The following is an 18583-nucleotide window of genomic DNA, read 5'->3' on the forward strand; positions in this document are numbered from 1 at the left end:
ACCGTGATCCCCTGGGGAAGGCGCCATCGCATGGTCAGCGGTCCTCGTCGAGGCTGCGCGTCGGTGCCGCGATGCCGAGCTTCTTGCGCCGCCACATGCGCCAGAACGGCCAGGCGACGGTCACCACCACGAAGATGAGCAAAAGCAGCGTCGCCGGCCGCGTCAGCCAGAAGAACGGGCCGTGCAGCGTGAGGGAGATGTGCAGGTATCGCTCGAGGATGGTGCCGAGGACGAAGCCGATCGCGACGTTCGCCAGCGAGTAGCGGTGGACGCGCAGCGCGTAGCCAATGACGCCGAAGATGGCGGCGGCGACGATGTCCATCGGCTGCTGGTTGATCGCGTAGACGCCGACGAAGCAGACGACGAGCACGAACGGCACCAAGAGGTTGGTCGGCAACGCCGTCAGCCTGGCGAAATAGGGCGCGGTGAAGAGGCCGATGCCGGTGGTCAGGATGTTGGCGAAGACGATCGTCCAGATCATCGTGAAGACGAGCGGCAGGCCGGTCGTCAGCATCTGCGGGCCCGGCACGACACCGACGACGATGAAGGCCGCCAGCAGGATCGCCATGCTCTCGCCGCCCGGAATGCCGAAGCCGAGGGTCGGAAGCAGCCCGCCGCCCTCGTTGGCGCCGAGCGTCGTCGCCGGCGCGATCACCCCGGCGACGTTTCCCTTGCCGAAGCTCTCGGGCTCCTTGGAGGTGGTGGCGGCCTGGCCGTAGGCGGCGATGGCGCCGACGTCGCCGCCGAGGCCCGGCAGCACGCCGACGAAGATGCCGAGAAGGCTCGAGCGCAGAACGAGCTTCTTGTGGCGGAAGACGTCGCGCACGCCTTCCCAGACCGTGCTGGTGTCGCCGGTGAGGGAACTCGTGACGGCGGTGCCACCACGCCGGTAGAACACGAGCATCTGCGAGATCGCGAAGAGACCGATCGCCGCGACCGCGAAATCGATGCCCTCGTGCAGGTAGAGAATGCCGAAGGTGAAGCGGTCCGATCCGGTGATTGGGTTCTGGCCGACGAAGGCGAACAGGAGCCCGAGGCCACCCGCAGCGAGACCGCGCAGCACCGACCCTTCGGAAAACACCGCGATGACGGCGAGGCCCCAGAGCCCCATCACGAAGTATTCCGGCGGCCCGAGCGACAGCATGATCGCCCGGGTGGCCGGCAGGATAGCGATCAGGAAGACGACGCCGGTGAGCCCACCCACCATGGAGGCCATCGCCGCGGCGCCGAGCGCCCGCTTGCCCTGGCCCTTCTGGGTCATCGGGTAGCCGTCGAAGCAGAGCGCGATGCCCTTCGAGGCGCCCGGAACGTTGAAGAGAATGCTGGTGATGCCGTCGTTGTAGATCGTCGCGACGTGCGCGCCGAGGAGCAGCGCCATCACCGCCGCCGGATCCTGGCCGAAGATGAATGGCAGCAGCAGCACCATCGCCGCGACACCGCCGAGGCCCGGCAGGAAGCCGATGAGGATGCCGAACAGAACGCCGAGGACGAGAAAAAGCAGGGACTGCGCCGTGAACAGCGCGAGGAGGCCTTCGATCGCTGCGCTCAGCATCGCTCGTTGCTCGTCTGAACGGCAACACCACTGCCGGTCATGCCGCGTCGACCAATCCCGCCGAGGCCATCAACAGGCTTCGTGGCGCAGCACAAAATCATCGTGCGCGTGCACTGCAATGTAGTTCCCTCCCACTCTTTCTTGAACGCACGTTTCGATCGAGCCAATATTCAAGTGGTTCGGTCGATCGCTGCCGTATTATTGTCTCATGAGTGTATATGCGCGACTATAAGGGCCGGCAACTGGAGTGCGTGGCAAGTAACGTAGTCCTTTGGACCTCGGCGTGGCGATAGACGCGTGCGCTGCCGGGGCGAGTTCCCCGCGCGGTCCGGCTGGTTCTCGAGGCCCGGCGAGGCGACTTTGCCCTCGACCCAGAGGATCGGCGCCGCGGCAAAGGCGTCGCCGGCGGGGCAACGTGGAACCGGGGGAGCGTCGCCCATTGCCGGACCCCTCATCAGGAGAGCTTCGATGCCAGCCACTCGAAGGCGGCGGGGCGCCAGATCTTCTGGTACTTGCCCGCGCCGTGGCCCCCGTCCGGATAGATGCGCGCCTCACGTCCCGTCACCGGTCCATGTTCCAGCATGAAGTAGATGTTGCCAATCGGCGCCAGCACGTCGTGCTTTCCGTTGATCATCAGGATCGGCATGGTGATGCGATCAACGAGGCCGAGTTTCGACAGGGCCCACTTGTCGAAGATCTCGTTCTCCCGCTCCTTCGACCAGCGCGGAAACGTCGGAGGGCTGCCGGGCGGGCCATAGACGAACAGCGAGCGGCGATTGCGCCCTTCGACCACCCAGTCCATCTCGTCTGGCGGGAGCTCGTAGCCGAAGGGGTGGCCGGCGGAGGCGACGACGGCCTTCACCATTTCCGGATAGGCGCCGGCGAGCTGCATGACCGAGTAGCCGCCGCGGCTCGTGCCGAAGGCGCCGATGCGCCTGGGGTCGACTTCAGGGCGGGCGGCGAGCCAGTCGATGGCCGCCATCCACGCCTTCACCGATGCGGGATCCCACGGGAACGGGTTCTCGCCGGTGCCGGGGGCATCCATGACGAGGGCGGCGAGGCCGCTGTCGAGCGCCATCTCCGCCGCCCAGGCGCGATCCTCCTTGAAGACGTCCGAGCCGCACATCACGAGGATGGCGGGCACTTTCCGCGTCGCTCGCGGCGCCCGGTAGAATGCCCGGATCGTCTTGCCCTCGCAGGGTATCTCGACGAAGTGCATGGGCGGATCGACGTGGGCGTTCGCCTTCCGGAAGGCGCGCGAACAGTCCTGGCTCACCTCCCGCTTCAGCGGCGAGAGCTCCCAGGGGAACCGGGCGATGGCATAGTAGGTCTTGGCTGTAAGGTAGGCGCGGCGGGCGCCGTCATAGTCGCGATCCGCCTCGAGCCGGTCGCCCGCCTCCTCGTAGGAGCGGCCGGCATTCCGCCAGACGGGGACCCATTTGTCCTCTGTGGACGCTTCGAGGCTGTCGACGAGCCGCCGGACCTCGTCGTGGTCGTCCAGGGTCATCAGCCAGCGCCGGTAGAACCCCCTGGGCGTGACGACAAACGGATTTTCATCCGATTCGATGGCCCGACCTTCGGCGGCAGTCGTCATGCGCCATCCTCGATTCTTCTTTGCCGTCAGGCGCAGACTACGTCTCGAAACCTGATCCCCGTCCCAGCGAGCCCTGCCTGACTGCAGTTAAGCAACGGCCGTGCGCGACGTCAACGGAGATTCATACACTCGTACGAGTTAGTGAACGCTGGCACGCGGGCGCGTGAGGCGGTGATGCGCGACCTCGCCTGACCGGCAGACGGAGCGACGAAAACGCCGACCGGGAGGGCGCCCGATGTGCAGCACTGGCAGAGGTCCCCGTGTCGATGTCGCGTCATGCGCCGAAAGCGACAGTTCCAAAAGCCGCGTCTCACGGCTCTCTCGAAGTCCTCGCCTTTGGATCGGCTTCATATCCCAGGCCAGCATGCGGCCGATCTCCGAACAACACTGTCCACATCGCACCACTTCGCGAGCAGGTTCACTCTGAACGCCGCCACAATGGCGTTGTCTGGCAAGTGCCGCCGGTGGCGACTTGAACCGCATACCGCGGGCGTGCAAGGCTCTGCAAAGCAGGAGCAAACGATTGCACCCCGTCCCCGTGGGGGCTCGCCAGGGAAAGGACCCTCGACAAGATGGATGTCGGCTTCATCGGGGCCGGCCGCATGGGCCGCGTCATGATCGCCAACCTCGTGCGCGCCGGGCATCGTGTCCGTGCCTTCGACGCGGCGCCCGAGGCCGTCGCCGCGGCCGTCGAGGCGGGCGCGCAGGCGGCCTCCAGCGCGGCCGACGCCTTCGGCGGCGACGCCGTCATCTCGATGCTGCCGAACGACAAGGCGATGCGCGCCGTCTTCGGCCCCGGCGGCATCCTGCCGGAGGGCGGGTCCGCCACCGTCCACATCAACATGGCGACCGCCTCGGTCGACTGCGCCACCGACCTCACCGCCTTCCACGCCGAGCGCGGTGTCGCCTATGTGGCGGCGCCTGTGTTCGGCCGGCCGGAGATGGCGGCGGAGCGGCAGCTCAACATCATGGCGGCCGGCGACGACGCGGCGATCGCCCGCGTGCAGCCGCTGTTCGACGCCATGGGCAAGAAGACCTGGCGCCTCGGTCCCGATCCGCGCCAGGCGAATGTCGCCAAGATCGCCGGCAACCTGATGGTCGCCTGCATGCTGGAGGCGATGGGCGAGGCCTCGGTGCTGGCGAAGGCCTACGGGCTCGAGCCGCAGACCGTCCTCGACACCGTCGTCGGCTCGCTGTTCGACGTGCCGATCTACCGCATCTATTCGAAGTTCATCGGGGCGCAGGAGTTCGAACCGCCGGGCTTCGACATGCGCCTCGGCTTCAAGGACGCCAAGCTCGCCCTCGACGCTGGCGAGGCGGTGAACGCCGCGCTGCCGTTCGCCAGTGCGCTGCGCGACATCTATCTCGAGGCGCTCGCCCATGGCGGCGAGGGCAAGGACTGGTCCGGTCTGACGGCGGTCGGCCTGCGCCGCGCCGCGCTCGACTGAGGCGACGGGCGGGCTTCCCGGCGGCGCTCCCTCCGCGCCCGAGACGACCTCCGGCGGGGCGGCGAGGGGAGGGCCGTCGTCGGTGGGCGACCATGGTTCGCCGGGCTTGCACCGTAAAGTGCGGAAGCTTTGGCCGGAACAAAAAATTGCGGGACGACGGGGGAGTGTGTAAGGAACACGCTGCGGCCCGGCCGTGGCAAGGCAACGCCGCGGGGTTGTCGGCGGCTTCAATCAACAACAGGATGTGACGACGATGGCAGCCGTCGACAGCACGACCCACCGCACGCCGGCCCGCGACGTCCGCTTCCCCGAACTCGTTCTGCGCATCGCCGGCCGGCGCATCGAGCGCACCGGCGAGGGAACGCTCGCGGTCGTCAATCCCGCCACGGAGGAGGACCTCGGCCAGCTGCCGATCGCGGGCCGGGCGGAGCTCGAAGCGGCGGTGGCATCGGCGGCGCGCGGGTTCGAGGCGTGGTCCGAGACTGCGCCGCTGGCGCGATCGAACGTGCTGCGCGAGGCCGCGCGGATCGTCCGGTCCCGCCTCGACGATCTCGCACACACGCTGACGCTGGAGCAGGGCAAGCCGGTCGCCCTCGCCCGCGCAGAGTGGACGAGCACGGCGGAAGCGCTGGAGTGGGCGGGGGAGGAGGGCCGGCGCGTCTACGGGCGGGTGATCCCGGCGCGCTCGAACGTCGTGACGCAGACCGCCTACAAGGTTCCGCTCGGCCCGGTGGCGGCCTTCTCGCCCTGGAATTTTCCCGCCTGGACGGCCGTGCAGAAGCTCGCGCCGGCGCTCGCCTCCGGCTGCTCCGTGGTGATCAAGGGCGCCGAGGAGACCCCGGCGACGGTGCTTCTGCTGGCGGAGGCGCTGTTCGAGGCCGGGTTGCCGTCGGACGTGCTGAACGTCGTCTACGGCCGCCCGGCGGAGATTTCCGATTTCCTGATCGCATCACCGGTGATCCGCAAGATCACCTTCACCGGCTCGGTGCCGGTCGGCCGCGACCTCGCGGCCAAGGCGGGCCGGGCGCTGAAGCGGGTGACGATGGAACTCGGCGGCCACGGACCGGTGATCGTCGCCAGGGACGCCGATGTCGAGCGGGCGGCGACGCTCGGCGCCGTCGCCAAGTTCCGCAACGCCGGGCAGGTGTGCGTGTCACCCACCCGCTTCCTCGTGCAGCGCCAGCACTACGACCACTTCCTGGAGCTTTTCGTTGCCGCGGCGGATGCCCTGAAGGTCGGCGAGGGCGTCGATCCGGACACCGGCATGGGGCCGCTCGCCAACCCGCGCCGGCTCGCGGCGATGGAGGAGTTCGTGGCCGACGCTGCGGCGAGCGGCGCGACACGGCACGCCGGCGGGCACCGTCTCAACCGGCCGGGCTACTTCTTCCAGCCGACGGTCTTCGGCGCCGTGCCGACGGCCGCCCGGATGATGAACGAGGAGGTGTTCGGCCCGATCGCGGCGATCAACGCCTTCGACGATATCGACGAGGCGATCGCCGAGGCGAACCGGCTCGACTACGGGCTCGCCGCATACTGCTTCACGGATTCGAACAAGACCGCCGAGCATCTGCGCCGCCGTGTCCGCTCCGGCATGCTGGCGATCAACCACTACCAGATCGCCTCGTCGGAGACGCCCTTCGGCGGCACCCGCGACAGCGGGTTCGGTGCCGAAGGCGGCATCGAAGGGATCGAGGCCTACCTCGAGACCCGCTACGTCACCCACATGACGGCGTGAACCTGCGCGCCGCCCCGGACCGGCGCCCGCCGGTCAGGCGTGCACCGTCGTGGCGGCGTGGCGGGAGAAGGCAGGCATGATACGCTCGGCGAGCTCCGTCATGCCGTAGCGTTCGCGCGCCTCGTTGACGCCGGTCCAGTCCATGGCGGCGAGCAGCAGCGTGCCGAACGGGCCGACCTGGTCGCGGAAGGCGACGAGCCGGTCCAGCACCGTCTTCGGGGTGCCGTAGATCACCATGTGCTCGATCAGGCCCTCGATCGTCACGTCGTCGTCCGACATGTCCCGATGCGGCCGCATGGCGATCGTATAGCCGCTGTTCTTCATGCCTTCCCAAAGATACTTGTAGTAGAAATGCGTACTGCCCCGCGGGTCCAGCGCGCGTTCCTTCGCCTCCGCTGCCGTCGGCGCGACGACGATGTTGCGGGCGACACGCCATTCCTCGCCGTTGGGGCGGCGGCCGGCCTCGCGGCAACCCTCCAGGTACTTCCCCCAGTGCGTCGCGACGCTGTCGGCGGGAATGAAGTTCGCGCTGATCGGAATCCAGCCCTGCATCGCCGCCGTCTTGACGCTCGCCGAGCTCGGGCTCATCGCCGAGACCGCGATCGGGGGATGGGGCTGCTGCAGTGGCTTCGGCATGTAGCCGACACCGAGCGACGGCACGATGGCGCGCTGGATCTCGATGTCCCAGTGGCGCCCGTTGATCTGGTAGGGCGGGTCCTGCGACCAGATCTTCAGGATGATGTCGATGCTCTCGAGCATCTTCTCGCCGCGCAGCAGCGGGTCCTGATTGCCGAACAGCTCGAGATCACTGGCGAGGCCGCCGGGGCCGATGCCGAACAGGAAACGCCCGTTGCTCATGTGGTCGAACTGCGCCACCTCGCCGGCGACGATCGCCGGGTGGTGGTTCGGCAGGTTGATGACGCCGGTGCCGAGCTTGATGCGGCTCGTCAGCGGCAGCAGCGAGGCGAGAAACATCAGCGGCGAGGTCAGCGGCTCGGTCGTCGCGGAGAAATGTTCGCCGACCCACGCCTCCGAGAACCCGAGCTTTTCGGAGAACACGATCTTCTCCGTGTCCTCGTGGAGCATGTCCCGCAGCCGCCGCCCCGGCATGTGGATCGGCATCATGAAGAGACCCAGATGCATCAGACGTCGGGCTCCGGAAGCTGCCTGGAATCCGGCGGATGGCCGACGGCAGCGACGGCTCGGACAGTACCAACGGCACCCCGCGATGCAAGCCGCCCTCACCGTGGACGGGGCCTTCCGGATCGATATGCAACAAAAAATCCAAAGAGCAATCTTTGAACAATCCGTTGCACGCCGCGGCGAGACCGGGTAGACGGGAGGTGGGCCTCGCGGGGCGCAACGGGCGGATACCGGGGGAGCGGAGATCGCAGATGGTCGACGTCGAGGCAGTCGAAGCCGGCTTCAAGCGCGCGATGCGCCAGCTCGCCGGCGGCGTCGCGGTCATCGCCTCCGGCCGGGGCGACCTGCGCCGCGGACTGACGGCGACGGCCGTCTGCAGTCTCTCCGCCTCTCCGGCCCGGCTCCTCGTCTGCGTCAACCGCTCCGCCGAGGCGCACGACGTCATCGCCGGGACGCGCAGCTTCTCGGTCAATATCCTCGGCGACGACCAGCAGTGGGTCGCCGAGCGGTTCGCGGCGATGGACGGCTCGAAGGGGGCCGTCCGCTTCGCCGGCGAACCGTGGACGGAGCTCGTCACCGGGGCGCCCGTGCTGCCCTCGGCGATCGCCGCCTTCGACTGTGAGCTCGAGACCGAGATGGCAACTGAGACGCACACCATCTACATCGGCCGGGTTGTCGAGACGAGATGCGACGATGCCGGCATGCCGCTCGTCTACCACCAGCGACAGTTCTGCGCCCCGACGCCGCTCTCCGAGCGCCTGCTCGCGACGGGTTGACGGGGCGGTGCCGGCGTCACCAGCCGAGTGGATCGAACTGGGCCATGTCCGGCAGCTGGAAGCGGCTCGGGTTGGTGCGGTTGGCGACCTGCATGCCGAGGATGTGCACCAGCGTCAGCGGGCCGGCCAGCGTCGGCACCGGCTGCGTGCTGTTGGTCGACGCCTGCAAGGTGACATGGCCGTCCTCGCGCGGCCGCGGATCGGGGCCGATGACGATCAGCTTGCAGTTGGCGCGGAGCGCCACGGCGATCTCGGCGAGGGTTTCGTCGGAGCGCTCGTGGGATATCTCGATGAAGACGATGACGTCGCCGGCCCTCGCGAGATGGATCGCCTCGGCCGATCGGGCGCTGCCGGCCTCCAGCAGTCTGGCATCGCGCGGCAACAGGGTCAGCATTCGAGTCAGGTGCGCGCCGACGGCCATCCCGTCCAGGCCGCAGACCACCCAGACGATGCGGGCGGCGACCAGCAGCTTCACCGCGCGCTCGAGCTCCTCCATCGACAGGCGCTCCAGCAGCGTCTGCAGGCTGGTGATCTCGGCGGCGATGATGTTGCGCACACCGTCGCTCGACTTCTGGTTGCCGCGCGCCGCGAGCTGCTGGTCGAGGCGTGAGATGCGCGAATTCAGGCCCTGAGCCTTCGCGTACATCCCGGCCTTGAAGATCAGCTGCATCTCCTTGAAGCCGTCGTAGCCCATATGCTTTGCAAAACGGACGATGGTCGACGGATGAACTCCGATATGCCCGGCGAGTACACGAACCGGTGCCAGCGCCACCTCGTCAGAATTGTCGATGAAGTAGCGCGCGACCTGCTGGAACTGCGGGCTCAACTGGGCGAGGCGATCGTCGGTATGCTTGAGAAGGCCGGGCAGATCGCGCGGACTGGTGCTGCGCAGGGTCGTGGTGTTCGTGGCGAGAGGCGACGGCATGTCCGGCTCTTGTTCGAGGGCTGCGGCGCCACCCTACCGGCCCGGTGCCGGGTGCGCCAGTTCGCGGCCGGCGGCGACGCGCTGCCCCATCCGCCACCGTGCCCGCACCGGGTCCAACGACGTTCACCCGCACAGGTGGTCGCGCCGATGGCGTCCCCCGCAGCCGACCGCGTTGCCGCCGCGGGGCCGCGAAAGGATGGGTCGCGCGCGTCGCTCCGGCGGGTCGCGCCGACGGAAGGACCACGGCCGCACTCTCACACCAGCGTGGCGGTCTCGCAACACAGAATGCAGAGACGGCACGCCAGCAATTTATGTTGTTGGCCGGCGCGGCCACTTGTAAGATGCGCTGTCTCTGGGGGGAGGTCGCGGCACCTGAGTATAAAATCCAGACGTTTCACGTCGCCCGCGCCACCAGACAATAAAATAAACTCGTCATGGAGGAAACGTCGTGCATTCCTTGTTCTCCTGCAAGATCGGGCTGCTGGCGACGGCAGCCGTGCTGATGTCGATCGCTCCTGTCGCGGCAGCCGAAACCTATAACCCGGCCTGCTTCGTCCCCGCTCCGAATGCCAAGACGATCCAGACGGAAGCGAAGCCCGGCCCGTACCGGATCGCGCTGGTCAACGGGTTCGTTGGCAATGACTGGCGGATCAACATGATCCAGGCCGCCAAGGCATGGGCGGCTCTCCCGGAGAACAAGGCCGATCTCAAGGAATTCAAGATCATCAGCGTCGGCAACGACGTCGCCGCGCAGATTTCGGCCCTCGATAACCTGATCGGCGCCGGCTACGACGGCATCGTGCTGAACGCCGTCAACGCCACCTCCTTCGGTCCGATCGTCAAGCGGGCGAAGCGCGCCGGCGTGGCGCTCGTTGCCTTCGACAACGTGCTCGACACCGACGAGATCGTTCAGGTCAACGAGGACCAGTTCCAGCTCGGCGAAATCAAGGCGAAGGACGTCGTGGAGCGGCTGAAGGGCAAGGAGAACCCGAAGGTCCTCGAGGTGCGCGGCCTGCCGGGCAACTCCGTCGACCGCGACAACCATGACGGCATGCGCAGCGTGCTCGACAAGGTGCCCGGCATCCAGGTCACCGAGGTGGTCGGCAACTGGGACACCGGCACGGTGCAGAAGGTGGTCGCCGACGTGCTCGCCACCCAGGGCCAGTTTGACGGCGTCGTCTGCCAGCACGGCTGCGCCGGCGTCGTGCGGGCGCTGATCGACGCCAAGATGCCGATGATCCCGATCGCCGGCGACGCCGAGAACGGCACGCGCATCATCATGGCCGAGCAGAAGGTGCAAGGGCTGTCCGCCGCGCAGGCCCCGGCGATGTCGGCCGTGACGATGCAGGCGCTGATCGCCCAGCTGAAGGGCGAGCCGATGCCGAGCCTCGTCAGTCTCGCGATCCCGGCGATCAAGACCGAAGAGCTGAAGGACGGCGTCAACTACTGGACCAGCCTGCCGAACACCTTCTACGCGGCGACCTCCTTCCCGGCTTGCGGGATCGACTTCACCGCCGAGCAGATCATGAGCCAGACGCCCGACAACACGTAAACGCCCCGCCGACCTTACGAAGGTTGCGTCCGGCCGGCGACGCTCGATGCTCGTCATCGACGTCGCCGGCCCCTCCCACCGATTGCGGGCGGTGACCGTGAGTTCCACCATTGCGTCGCACCGGGCAGCGGGCCCGGCTCCAGACGGCCCGATCACGTCCGCCGCCGGTCACAGCGCCGGCGCGGGCGGCGATTTCGTCTCGCTCGCCGGCATCTCGAAGAGCTACGGCGGCACGAACGCGCTGCAGTCCGTCGACCTCCTGATCCGCCGGGCCTCGATCCACGCCATCCTCGGCGAGAACGGCGCCGGCAAGAGCACGCTGATCAAGGTGCTCACCGGCGTCGTTCGCCCCGATGCCGGCACCGTGACGATCGATGGCGAGGAACTGGCCGTGCGCTCGCCGGCGACGGCGGCGGCCGCTGGCATCGCCTGCGTGTTCCAGGAGCTCTCGCTGGTTCCCGACCTGTCGGTGGCCGACAACATCTTCCTGGCGCACGGCAGCGGGCCGGTCGGCTTCATCAACCGCGGCCGGCAGCGGAAGGCCGCTGAGGCGCTGTTGCGCGAACTCGGCTCAGAGGTGCACCCGACCGACATCGTGCGCTCGCTCACCTTGTCGGAGGCACAGCTCGTCGAGATCGCCAAGGCGCTGGCGAAGCGGCCGCGGCTTTTGATCCTCGACGAAGCGACCTCGGCGCTCGGCGAGCAGCAGGTCGGCCGGCTGTTCCAGATCCTGCGGCGCCAGCGCGACGAGGGCGTGTCGATCCTCTACATCACCCACCGGATGCACGAGGTGGACACGCTCTGCGACACCTGCTCGGTCTTCCGAAACGGCCGGCATGTGGAGACCTTCGCGCAGGGCACGCGGTCGCCGGACGCGGTCGTCGAACTGATGCTCGGGCGCTCGGTGTCGCAGATCTATCCACCGAAGCCCGCACCGGCCTCCGGTCCGCCGCTGCTCGAGGTGAGTGGCCTCACCTGGGACGGCCGCATCGACAAGGTGAGCTTCGTCGTCCGGCCGGGCGAGATCTACGGGATCGGTGGCCTCGAGGGCCACGGCCAGCACGAGACGCTGCTCGCACTTTTCGGTGTGCTGCGAAACGTCAGCGGCGAGATCCGCTTCGACGGCCGCCCGGTCACCATCGGCAGCCCCGGGAAGGCAAAGTGCCGGGAACTCGGCATTGCGCTCGTCCCCGAGGACCGCAAGAGCGAGGGGCTGCACCTTCCCCTCACGATCGCCAACAACCTCACCCTCAGCGTGCTCGACCGGCTGACCCGTTTCGGCGTGATCGATGCCGGCCGCCAGCGCCGGCTGGTCGATGAGCTGATGAAGCGTCTGCAGATCAAGGCATCAACGCCCAGGGCACCGGTCTCCTCGCTGTCGGGTGGCAACCAGCAGAAGGTGGTGCTCGCCAAGTGGCTCGCCTGTGACCCGCGCCTGATCCTGCTGTGCGATCCGACGCGCGGCATCGACGTCGGCACCAAGGCGGAGATCTACGGGCTGCTGCGAAGGCTCGCCGACGAGGGCGCGGCGATCGTGCTGCACACCACCGATTATGACGAGCTGATCGGGCTCTGCGACCGGGTCGGCATCTTCTATGGCGGCACCATCCTGCGCGAGCTCACCGGCGACGACATCAACGAGCGCAACATCCTGCGCGCCTCGTTCGCGCTCGCCGACGACGCTGCGGACGTGGGAGGCCGCTGATGGTCGCTGCCGAAGCCTCGCCGGAGCGCCGCCGCCGGTCGCCGCTGTCGCTGCCGCCCGGCGCCTGGCGCCTCGCCCTGCCGCTCGTCGTGCTGGCGATTCTGTTCAGCGTTCTGATCGCCATCCACCCGCGCGGCCTGGCGGTCGCCAGCATGACGCCGTGGGCGAACCAGGCGGTGACGCTCGCCTTCGTCGCGGTCGGACAGTTCTTCGTGGTGGTGACGCGCGGCCTCGATCTGTCGATCGGCGCCGTGCTGGCGCTTTCGAACGCGCTCGCCTCGGAACTCGTCAGCGGCACGCCGTTCGAGATCGCCGTCGGCGTCGTCGCCGTGCTCGCGGTCGGCTGCCTGTGCGGCGCGATCAACGGCGTGGCGGTGGTCTTCGGCCGGATCCAGCCGATCGTCGCGACGCTCGCCACCGGCGCGATCTACACCGGTCTCGCGCTGATCGTCCGGCCGACGCCGGGCGGCGACGTCGACGAGGCGCTGTCCGATCTCCTGACCTACGAGACCTTCGGCTTCTTCCCGACCTCGTTGATCCTGCTCTTCGCGGTCGTCTACCTCGTCTGGTGGCCACTGTCGCGCACCGTGCTCGGCCGCTCGCTCTACGCGATCGGCTCGAACGAGAGCGCGGCCTTCATGTCCGGCCTCAATCCGAAGCGCGCGCGCCTGCTCGCCCACGTGCTGGCCGGCTTCTTCGCCGCTTGCGGCGGCCTGTTCCTCGCCTTCCAGACGCTGTCGGGCGACGCCTCGGTCGGCTTCTCCTACACGCTGAACTCGATCGCGGCGGTGGTGATCGGGGGCGCCTCGCTCGCCGGCGGCGTCGGCACGGTGATCGGCGTCATCGCCGGTGCCTATCTGCTGAGGACGATCAGCACGATCATGATCTTCACCGGCCTGCCGCCGATGGCGCAGCCGCTGTTCGAGGGCCTGGTGCTGCTCGCTGCCGTCTCGGTCGGGGCGATCGAGATGATCACCAGCCGCAACAAGCTGAAGGTGCTCCGGTGATGGCTGCCGTCCTGCGCTCGCCGACGACGATCGTCGGCCTGATGATCATCGCCATCATCGCGGTGGGCGCGAGCGCCTCGCCGAACTTTCTGAGTGCGACCTACCTCCTGCAGCAGCTGCAGATCTCGTCGTTCCTCGGCGTGGTGGCGCTGGGAGCGCTCGGCGTCATCGTGCTCGGCCAGATCGACCTCTCGATACCGTGGACGATGACGAGCGCGGCCATCGCCGCTACCTCGGTGGTGGGTGTCGGCGCCGCGGCGCAGGAGGTCTGGTCGACCGAGCTCGCGATGCCGCTCGGGCTCGCCGTCGGCGCCTTCATCGGCCTCGTCAACGGCATCGGCGTCGCCTTGCTGCGCGTGCCGGCGATGATCTGGACGCTCGGCATCAACGCCGTCATCCTCGGCCTCTGCATCTTCATCACCGGCGGCTTCGCGCCACCCGGCGAGGCCTCGCCGCTGATGCGCAGCCTTGCCGTCGGCCGCACGCTGGGGCTGCCGAACGCACTCTATGTATGGCTCGGCGTCAGCGCCGTCGCCGCGTTTCTGCTGACGCGGACCTATATCGGCCGGGCGATTGTCGCAATCGGCAACGGCGAGCGCGCCGCCTACCTGTCCGGCATTGCGACGCAGGGTGTCGTCATCCTCGTCTTCGTGTTCGCCGGCATGTGCAGCGCGCTCGGCGGCCTGCTGCTCGCCGGCTACGCCAACCAGGCCTACCAGACGATGGGCGATCCCTACCTGCTGCCGGTGATCGCGGCGATCGTCATCGGCGGCACCAGCATCCAGGGCGGCAGCGGATCGGTGACGGGGATGCTTCTCGGCGTCGTCTTCATGACGCTGCTGACGAGCGTGCTGTCGGTGCTGCAGATGCCGGACCCGCACCGCCAGATCATCTACGGCGCGGTGATCCTCGTCACGCTCCTCCTCTACGGCCGCTTCAACCGCCCGATCACCTGACCGCGGTCGCCGCCACCGAGGGAACGTGGCGGCCGATGAAGCAACAAAAAGTGCAGTCGACGCAGGTCTAAAATTTCAGAACGCAGCATCGGTGGCACGTCGCGATGCGCGGGAAGCCAGGGAGACGACAGATGAAGCTCGGACTGTTCATGATGCCGCTTCATACGACGAAGCTGAGCTACAATGAAATGTATCGCCAGGACGTCGAGGCGGCGCTGTTCGCGGACGAGCTGAAATACGACGAGTTCTGGATCGGCGAGCACACCTCCACCAAGGTGGAGCCGGTGACGAATTCGCTGCAGTTCCTGACGGGGCTGGCGTCGCAGACGAAGCACGTCAAGCTCGGGTCGGGCGTCGTCAACCTGCCGCAGTACCATCCCGCCCGCGTCGCGGCGGACGCCGCGATGCTCGACCATCTCTGCGATGGTCGGCTGATCCTCGGCATCGGGCCGGGCGGGCTCGCCTCCGACTTCGAGCTGTTCGGCACCACCGACAAGAACCGCCAGGAGATGATGGACGAGTCGGCCGGCATGATCCGGGCGATCTGGGAGGGCGAGGCTCCGTTCAACATCCAGGGCACGCACTGGTCGGTGAAGGCGAGCGACACCTACCAGCCGGACATGACGATCGGCCTGATGCCGAAGCCGCTGCAGCAGCCGTTCCCGGCTTTCTGTACCTCGGCGATGTCGCCCTATTCGGGGACGGCGAAGCTTGCCGGCGCGCGCGGCTGGCACCTCATTTCGGCGAACTTCAACGCGCCGTGGATTGTCCGCAGCCAGTGGGAGTCCTATTGCGCCGGGGCGCAGTCGGCAGGGCTCAAGGCCGACCCGGCGACCTGGCGGGTGGCCCGCACCATCCTGGTCACCGAGACCGACAGCGAGGCCGAGGACTATCTGGCGACGCCCGGCAATGCCATCTGGAGCTACTACAACTACCTGCTGACGCAGCTGACGCGCGCCGGCGCGATCAAGATCTTCTCGATGACGCCGACCACCGAGCCGGAGGACGTCACCCTCGACAAGGTGATGGCCTCGATGGTGATCATCGGCAGCGCCCGCACGGTCACCGAGAAGCTCGCGAACTTCAGGGACGAGGTCGGGCCGTTCGGCGGCCTGCTCTGCACCTTCCACGAGTGGGACGAGAAGGCGATGTGGAAGGCGTCGATGCGCCGCCTCATCGGCGAGGTGATGCCGGCGCTCCGCCGCCACACGCCGCACCGCGCCGTCGCCTGAACCGACACCGAACCGAGCCGCCGCCGCGCCGCCCCGTCCTTGCCGCGCGCCGATCGAAGCATGGGGAAAGCAGACATGGCCAAGAAGAAGCTGGTCGTCGCCGGCGCCGTCGGCGTCATCGGGCGGACCGTCATCGCGCATTTCGACACGCTCGACGACTGGTCGGTGGTCGGCCTGTCGCGCAGCAAGCCGGACTTCCCGATGAAGGCCGAGCACGTCTCCGTCGACCTGCTGGACGCGGCCGCCTCGCTGAAGACGCTGGGTGGCATCAAGGGCGCCACCCACGCCGTCTTTGCGGCGCTGCAGTGGACGCCTGATCTCGCCGCCCAGGTGGCGCCGAACCGTGAGCTCGTCGTCAACCTGATCAAGGGCCTGGAGGCCGGCTCCGGCGACACGCTGCGCCACGTCACGCTGATGCAGGGCGGCAAGGCCTATGGCTGCCACCTCGGCCCGTTCCGCACGCCGGCGAAGGAGAGCGACCCGCGCCACATGCCGCCGAATTTCTACTACGCCCAGGAGGACTTCCTGCGCGAGGCGAGTGTCGGCAAGGCATGGTCGTGGACCGCGATCCGGCCGGAGGCGGTGATCGGCCCGGCCGTGGGCAACCCGTTCAACCTCCTGATGGTCATCGCCGTCTACGCGCTGATTTCCAAGTCGCTCGGCCTGCCGCTCGTCTTCCCCGGCACCCGCCAGAACTACGAGGTGCTCTACCAGTACACCGACGCCCGCATTCTCGCGCGCTCGACCGAGTGGGCGGCGGAGACGCCGGAGTGCGCAGGCGAGATCTTCAACATCACGAACGGCGACTACTTCCGCTGGGAGCGCATGTTCGAGACGGTGGCGAAGTTCTTCGACATGCCGCTCGGCTATCCGCAGCCCTTCGAGCTGACGACGATGATGGCCGACAAGGCGCCGATCTGGGACGCCCTCGTCAAGCGGCACGGCCTGAAGCCCTACGCCTACGACAAGATCGCCGCCTGGCATTTCGGCGACTTCATCTTCAAGACGCCCTACGACAACATCACCAGCACGATCAAGGCACGGAAGTTCGGTTTCCAGGACTGCCTCGATTCCGAGGACACGATGATCCAGCAACTGACCGAGCTGCAGCGCCTCGGCATCCTGCCGGCCGACATGACGAGCGTCGGCAAGCTCTGAGCGCCCTCGACCCGGCGAACCGGTCGTCGTCGCCGTGCATCGCGGCGGCGGCGACCGTCGGCCTGCCCACATCGATGGTGGCGGCGGCTCGCCTGAATGATGAAGCCTTGTGCGGAGTTCCGATGACCACAGTCGGTGAAGTGATCGTCGAGACGCTGGTGCTGAACGGCATCGACCGCGTGTTCTGCGTCCCCGGCGAGAGCTACCTCGGCCTGCTCGACGCCCTCTACGGGCGGCCCGACATCGACACCGTCGTCTGCCGGCACGAGGCGGGGGCGGGCTTCATGGCGCTCGCCGACGCGCGGCTGACCCAGAGGCCGGGGGTGGCGCTGGTCAGTCGCGGCCCCGGCGCCTGCAACGCCTCGATCGCCGTCCACACCAGCCAGCAGGACGAGGTGCCGTTCATCCTCATCGTCGGCCAGGTGGCGGCCGCCGACGTGCGCCGGGACGCCTTCCAGGAGATCGACTTCGACCAGATGTTCGGCTCGATCGCCAAGTGGACGGCCGAGGTGACCGATCCCGCCCGCATCGCCGAGACGATGCTGCGGGCGATCCAGGTCGCCACCACCGGCATCCCCGGCCCCGTGGTGCTGGCGGTGCCGGAGGACGTGCTCACCGCCATGACAACGTCGGCGCCGGTGCGGCGCCAGGCGCCGGTGCGCAGCTCCCCGCGCGCGGAAGACGTCGCCACGTTGCGCAGCCTGCTCGCCACGGCCGAGCGGCCGCTGGTGATCGCCGGCCCCGAGTTCGAGCGCGACGGGGGGCGAGCCGCACTGCTGGCCTTCCTGGAGGCTTGGGAGGTGCCGGCCGTCGTCAGCTTCCGCCGGCAGGACCTCTTGCCGAACGCCCACCGCCTCTATGCCGGCGACATGGGCCTTTCCAATCCGCCGGCGCAGATGGAGCTCTTGCGGCAGAGCGACCTCGTCCTGGTGCTGGGCGCGCAACTGACCGACATCACCACCCAGGGCTACGGCTTCCCGACGCTCGTCCGGCCGGAGATGACGCTCGTCCACGCCCATTCCGATCCCGCGGTGATCGGCACGCATTTCGCCGCCGACCTCGCGATCGCCTGCGATCCGCGCGAACTGATCGCCGCCCTCGGCGCGCCCATGGCAGGCGAACCCGCCGGCCGCGCGGCCTGGGTGGACCGCCTCAAGGCAGTGCAACGCGACATCGCGGCGCCTCGCCGGCCGGCGGTCGACGATGGCGTGCCGTTCGAGGCGGTGGTCGCGGCGGTCGCCGCGAGCCTTCCCGCCGACGCCATCGTCACCGTCGACGCCGGCACCTTCGGCGCGCCGGTCTACCGCGTCGTTCCGTTCACGCCGCCGCAGCGGCTGCTCGCGCCGATTTCCGGAGCGATGGGCTTCGGCGTCCCCGCCGCCGTCGCCGCGGCGCTGCGCGCGCCGGAGCGGCCGGTGATCTGCCTCGTCGGTGACGGCGGTTTCCTGATGACAGGCAACGAGCTCGCGGTGGCGATCGAGCGCAGGCTGTCGATCAAGCTGATCCTGTCGGAGAACGGCTCCTACGGTTCGATCCGCCTGCATCAGGAGCGCGACTATCCCGGCCGCACCGTCGGCACCAGCTTCGCCAACCCGGACTTCGACCTGATCGGCCGGGCGTTCGGGATGGCGGTGACGCGGATACGCCACGAGGACGAACTCGCGCGCCTTCCGGCGCTGCTGTCAGCGCCGGGAAGTGCGATGATCGTCGTCGAGACGAGCCTCGCTGCGATCCTGCCGAAGTCGCGGCCCGTGGGGGTCGGCGCCGCGGCCGGGTCCGCCTGACACCCAGCGAGGACGA

Annotated in this window: 14 protein-coding genes; 10 read left to right on the forward strand and 4 right to left on the reverse strand. The window is 68.3% G+C overall.

From position 1 onward, the window contains the following. Window positions 1-34 precede the first annotated feature (34 nt). Together RUR49_RS03865 and RUR49_RS03870 are read right to left on the reverse strand one after the other, a co-directional pair. A complete protein-coding gene (locus RUR49_RS03865) occupies window positions 35-1552 on the reverse strand; it encodes a tripartite tricarboxylate transporter permease (RefSeq protein WP_409144974.1) in 1518 nt (505 codons plus the stop codon). A 454-nt stretch (window positions 1553-2006) separates the two neighbouring features. Further along, window positions 2007-3146 carry an alpha/beta hydrolase family protein gene (locus RUR49_RS03870; RefSeq protein ID WP_409144975.1) on the reverse strand — a complete coding sequence of 380 codons (1140 nt, stop codon included), beginning with the start codon at window positions 3144-3146 and terminating at the stop codon, window positions 2007-2009. A gap of 572 nt (window positions 3147-3718) precedes the next feature. On the opposite strand from RUR49_RS03870, the gene RUR49_RS03875 reads away from it, so the two are divergent. Both RUR49_RS03875 and RUR49_RS03880 read left to right on the forward strand, forming a co-directional pair. Beyond that, window positions 3719-4594: an NAD(P)-dependent oxidoreductase gene (locus tag RUR49_RS03875; protein ID WP_409144976.1), complete on the forward strand. Its 876-nt coding sequence runs from the start codon at window positions 3719-3721 to the stop codon at window positions 4592-4594. Between the two features lie 253 nt (window positions 4595-4847). Next, window positions 4848-6329: an NAD-dependent succinate-semialdehyde dehydrogenase gene (locus RUR49_RS03880; RefSeq protein WP_409144977.1), complete on the forward strand. Its 1482-nt coding sequence runs from the start codon at window positions 4848-4850 to the stop codon at window positions 6327-6329. A gap of 33 nt (window positions 6330-6362) precedes the next feature. Here the strand turns inward: RUR49_RS03880 and RUR49_RS03885 are convergent, their stop codons facing one another. Next, window positions 6363-7472 (reverse strand): LLM class flavin-dependent oxidoreductase, encoded by a 1110-nt coding sequence (locus tag RUR49_RS03885; protein WP_409144978.1) that lies wholly within the window; start codon window positions 7470-7472, stop codon window positions 6363-6365. Window positions 7473-7723: 251 nt separating this feature from the next. Here RUR49_RS03885 and RUR49_RS03890 point away from each other — a divergent pair, with 251 nt between their 5' ends. Next, a complete protein-coding gene (locus tag RUR49_RS03890) occupies window positions 7724-8248 on the forward strand; it encodes a flavin reductase family protein (RefSeq protein ID WP_409144979.1) in 525 nt (174 codons plus the stop codon). Window positions 8249-8264: 16 nt separating this feature from the next. Here RUR49_RS03890 and RUR49_RS03895 read toward each other — a convergent pair whose 3' ends face one another. After that, complete coding sequence (locus RUR49_RS03895) at window positions 8265-9173, reverse strand: MurR/RpiR family transcriptional regulator (protein ID WP_409144980.1); 909 nt, start codon at window positions 9171-9173, stop codon at window positions 8265-8267. A 448-nt stretch (window positions 9174-9621) separates the two neighbouring features. Here RUR49_RS03895 and RUR49_RS03900 point away from each other — a divergent pair, with 448 nt between their 5' ends. From RUR49_RS03900 to RUR49_RS03930, 7 genes are all read left to right on the forward strand, one after another. Next, complete coding sequence (locus tag RUR49_RS03900) at window positions 9622-10725, forward strand: sugar ABC transporter substrate-binding protein (RefSeq protein WP_409144981.1); 1104 nt, start codon at window positions 9622-9624, stop codon at window positions 10723-10725. A 46-nt stretch (window positions 10726-10771) separates the two neighbouring features. Continuing rightward, entirely contained in the window at window positions 10772-12430 is a 1659-nt protein-coding gene (locus RUR49_RS03905) for a sugar ABC transporter ATP-binding protein (protein ID WP_409144982.1), read from the forward strand. Next, on the forward strand, window positions 12430-13437 hold the full coding sequence (locus RUR49_RS03910) for an ABC transporter permease (protein ID WP_409144983.1): 1008 nt from the start codon (window positions 12430-12432) through the stop codon (window positions 13435-13437). Before RUR49_RS03905 ends, RUR49_RS03910 begins: the two co-directional genes overlap by 1 nt. Continuing rightward, window positions 13437-14393, forward strand: coding sequence for an ABC transporter permease (locus RUR49_RS03915; RefSeq protein WP_409145017.1), 957 nt, complete (start codon window positions 13437-13439; stop codon window positions 14391-14393). The genes RUR49_RS03910 and RUR49_RS03915 overlap by 1 nt, the downstream gene beginning before the upstream one ends. Window positions 14394-14524: 131 nt before the next feature. Then, window positions 14525-15625: an LLM class flavin-dependent oxidoreductase gene (locus RUR49_RS03920; RefSeq protein ID WP_409144984.1), complete on the forward strand. Its 1101-nt coding sequence runs from the start codon at window positions 14525-14527 to the stop codon at window positions 15623-15625. Between the two features lie 75 nt (window positions 15626-15700). Next, complete coding sequence (locus RUR49_RS03925) at window positions 15701-16783, forward strand: SDR family oxidoreductase (RefSeq protein ID WP_409144985.1); 1083 nt, start codon at window positions 15701-15703, stop codon at window positions 16781-16783. Window positions 16784-16905: 122 nt separating this feature from the next. Further along, entirely contained in the window at window positions 16906-18567 is a 1662-nt protein-coding gene (locus RUR49_RS03930; RefSeq protein WP_409144986.1) for a thiamine pyrophosphate-binding protein, read from the forward strand. Window positions 18568-18583: the final 16 nt, after the last annotated feature.

This window comes from Pseudoxanthobacter sp. M-2 (genome assembly GCF_046156265.1).
In the GTDB taxonomy this organism is placed as follows: Bacteria; Pseudomonadota; Alphaproteobacteria; order Rhizobiales; family Segnochrobactraceae; genus CAMDHY01.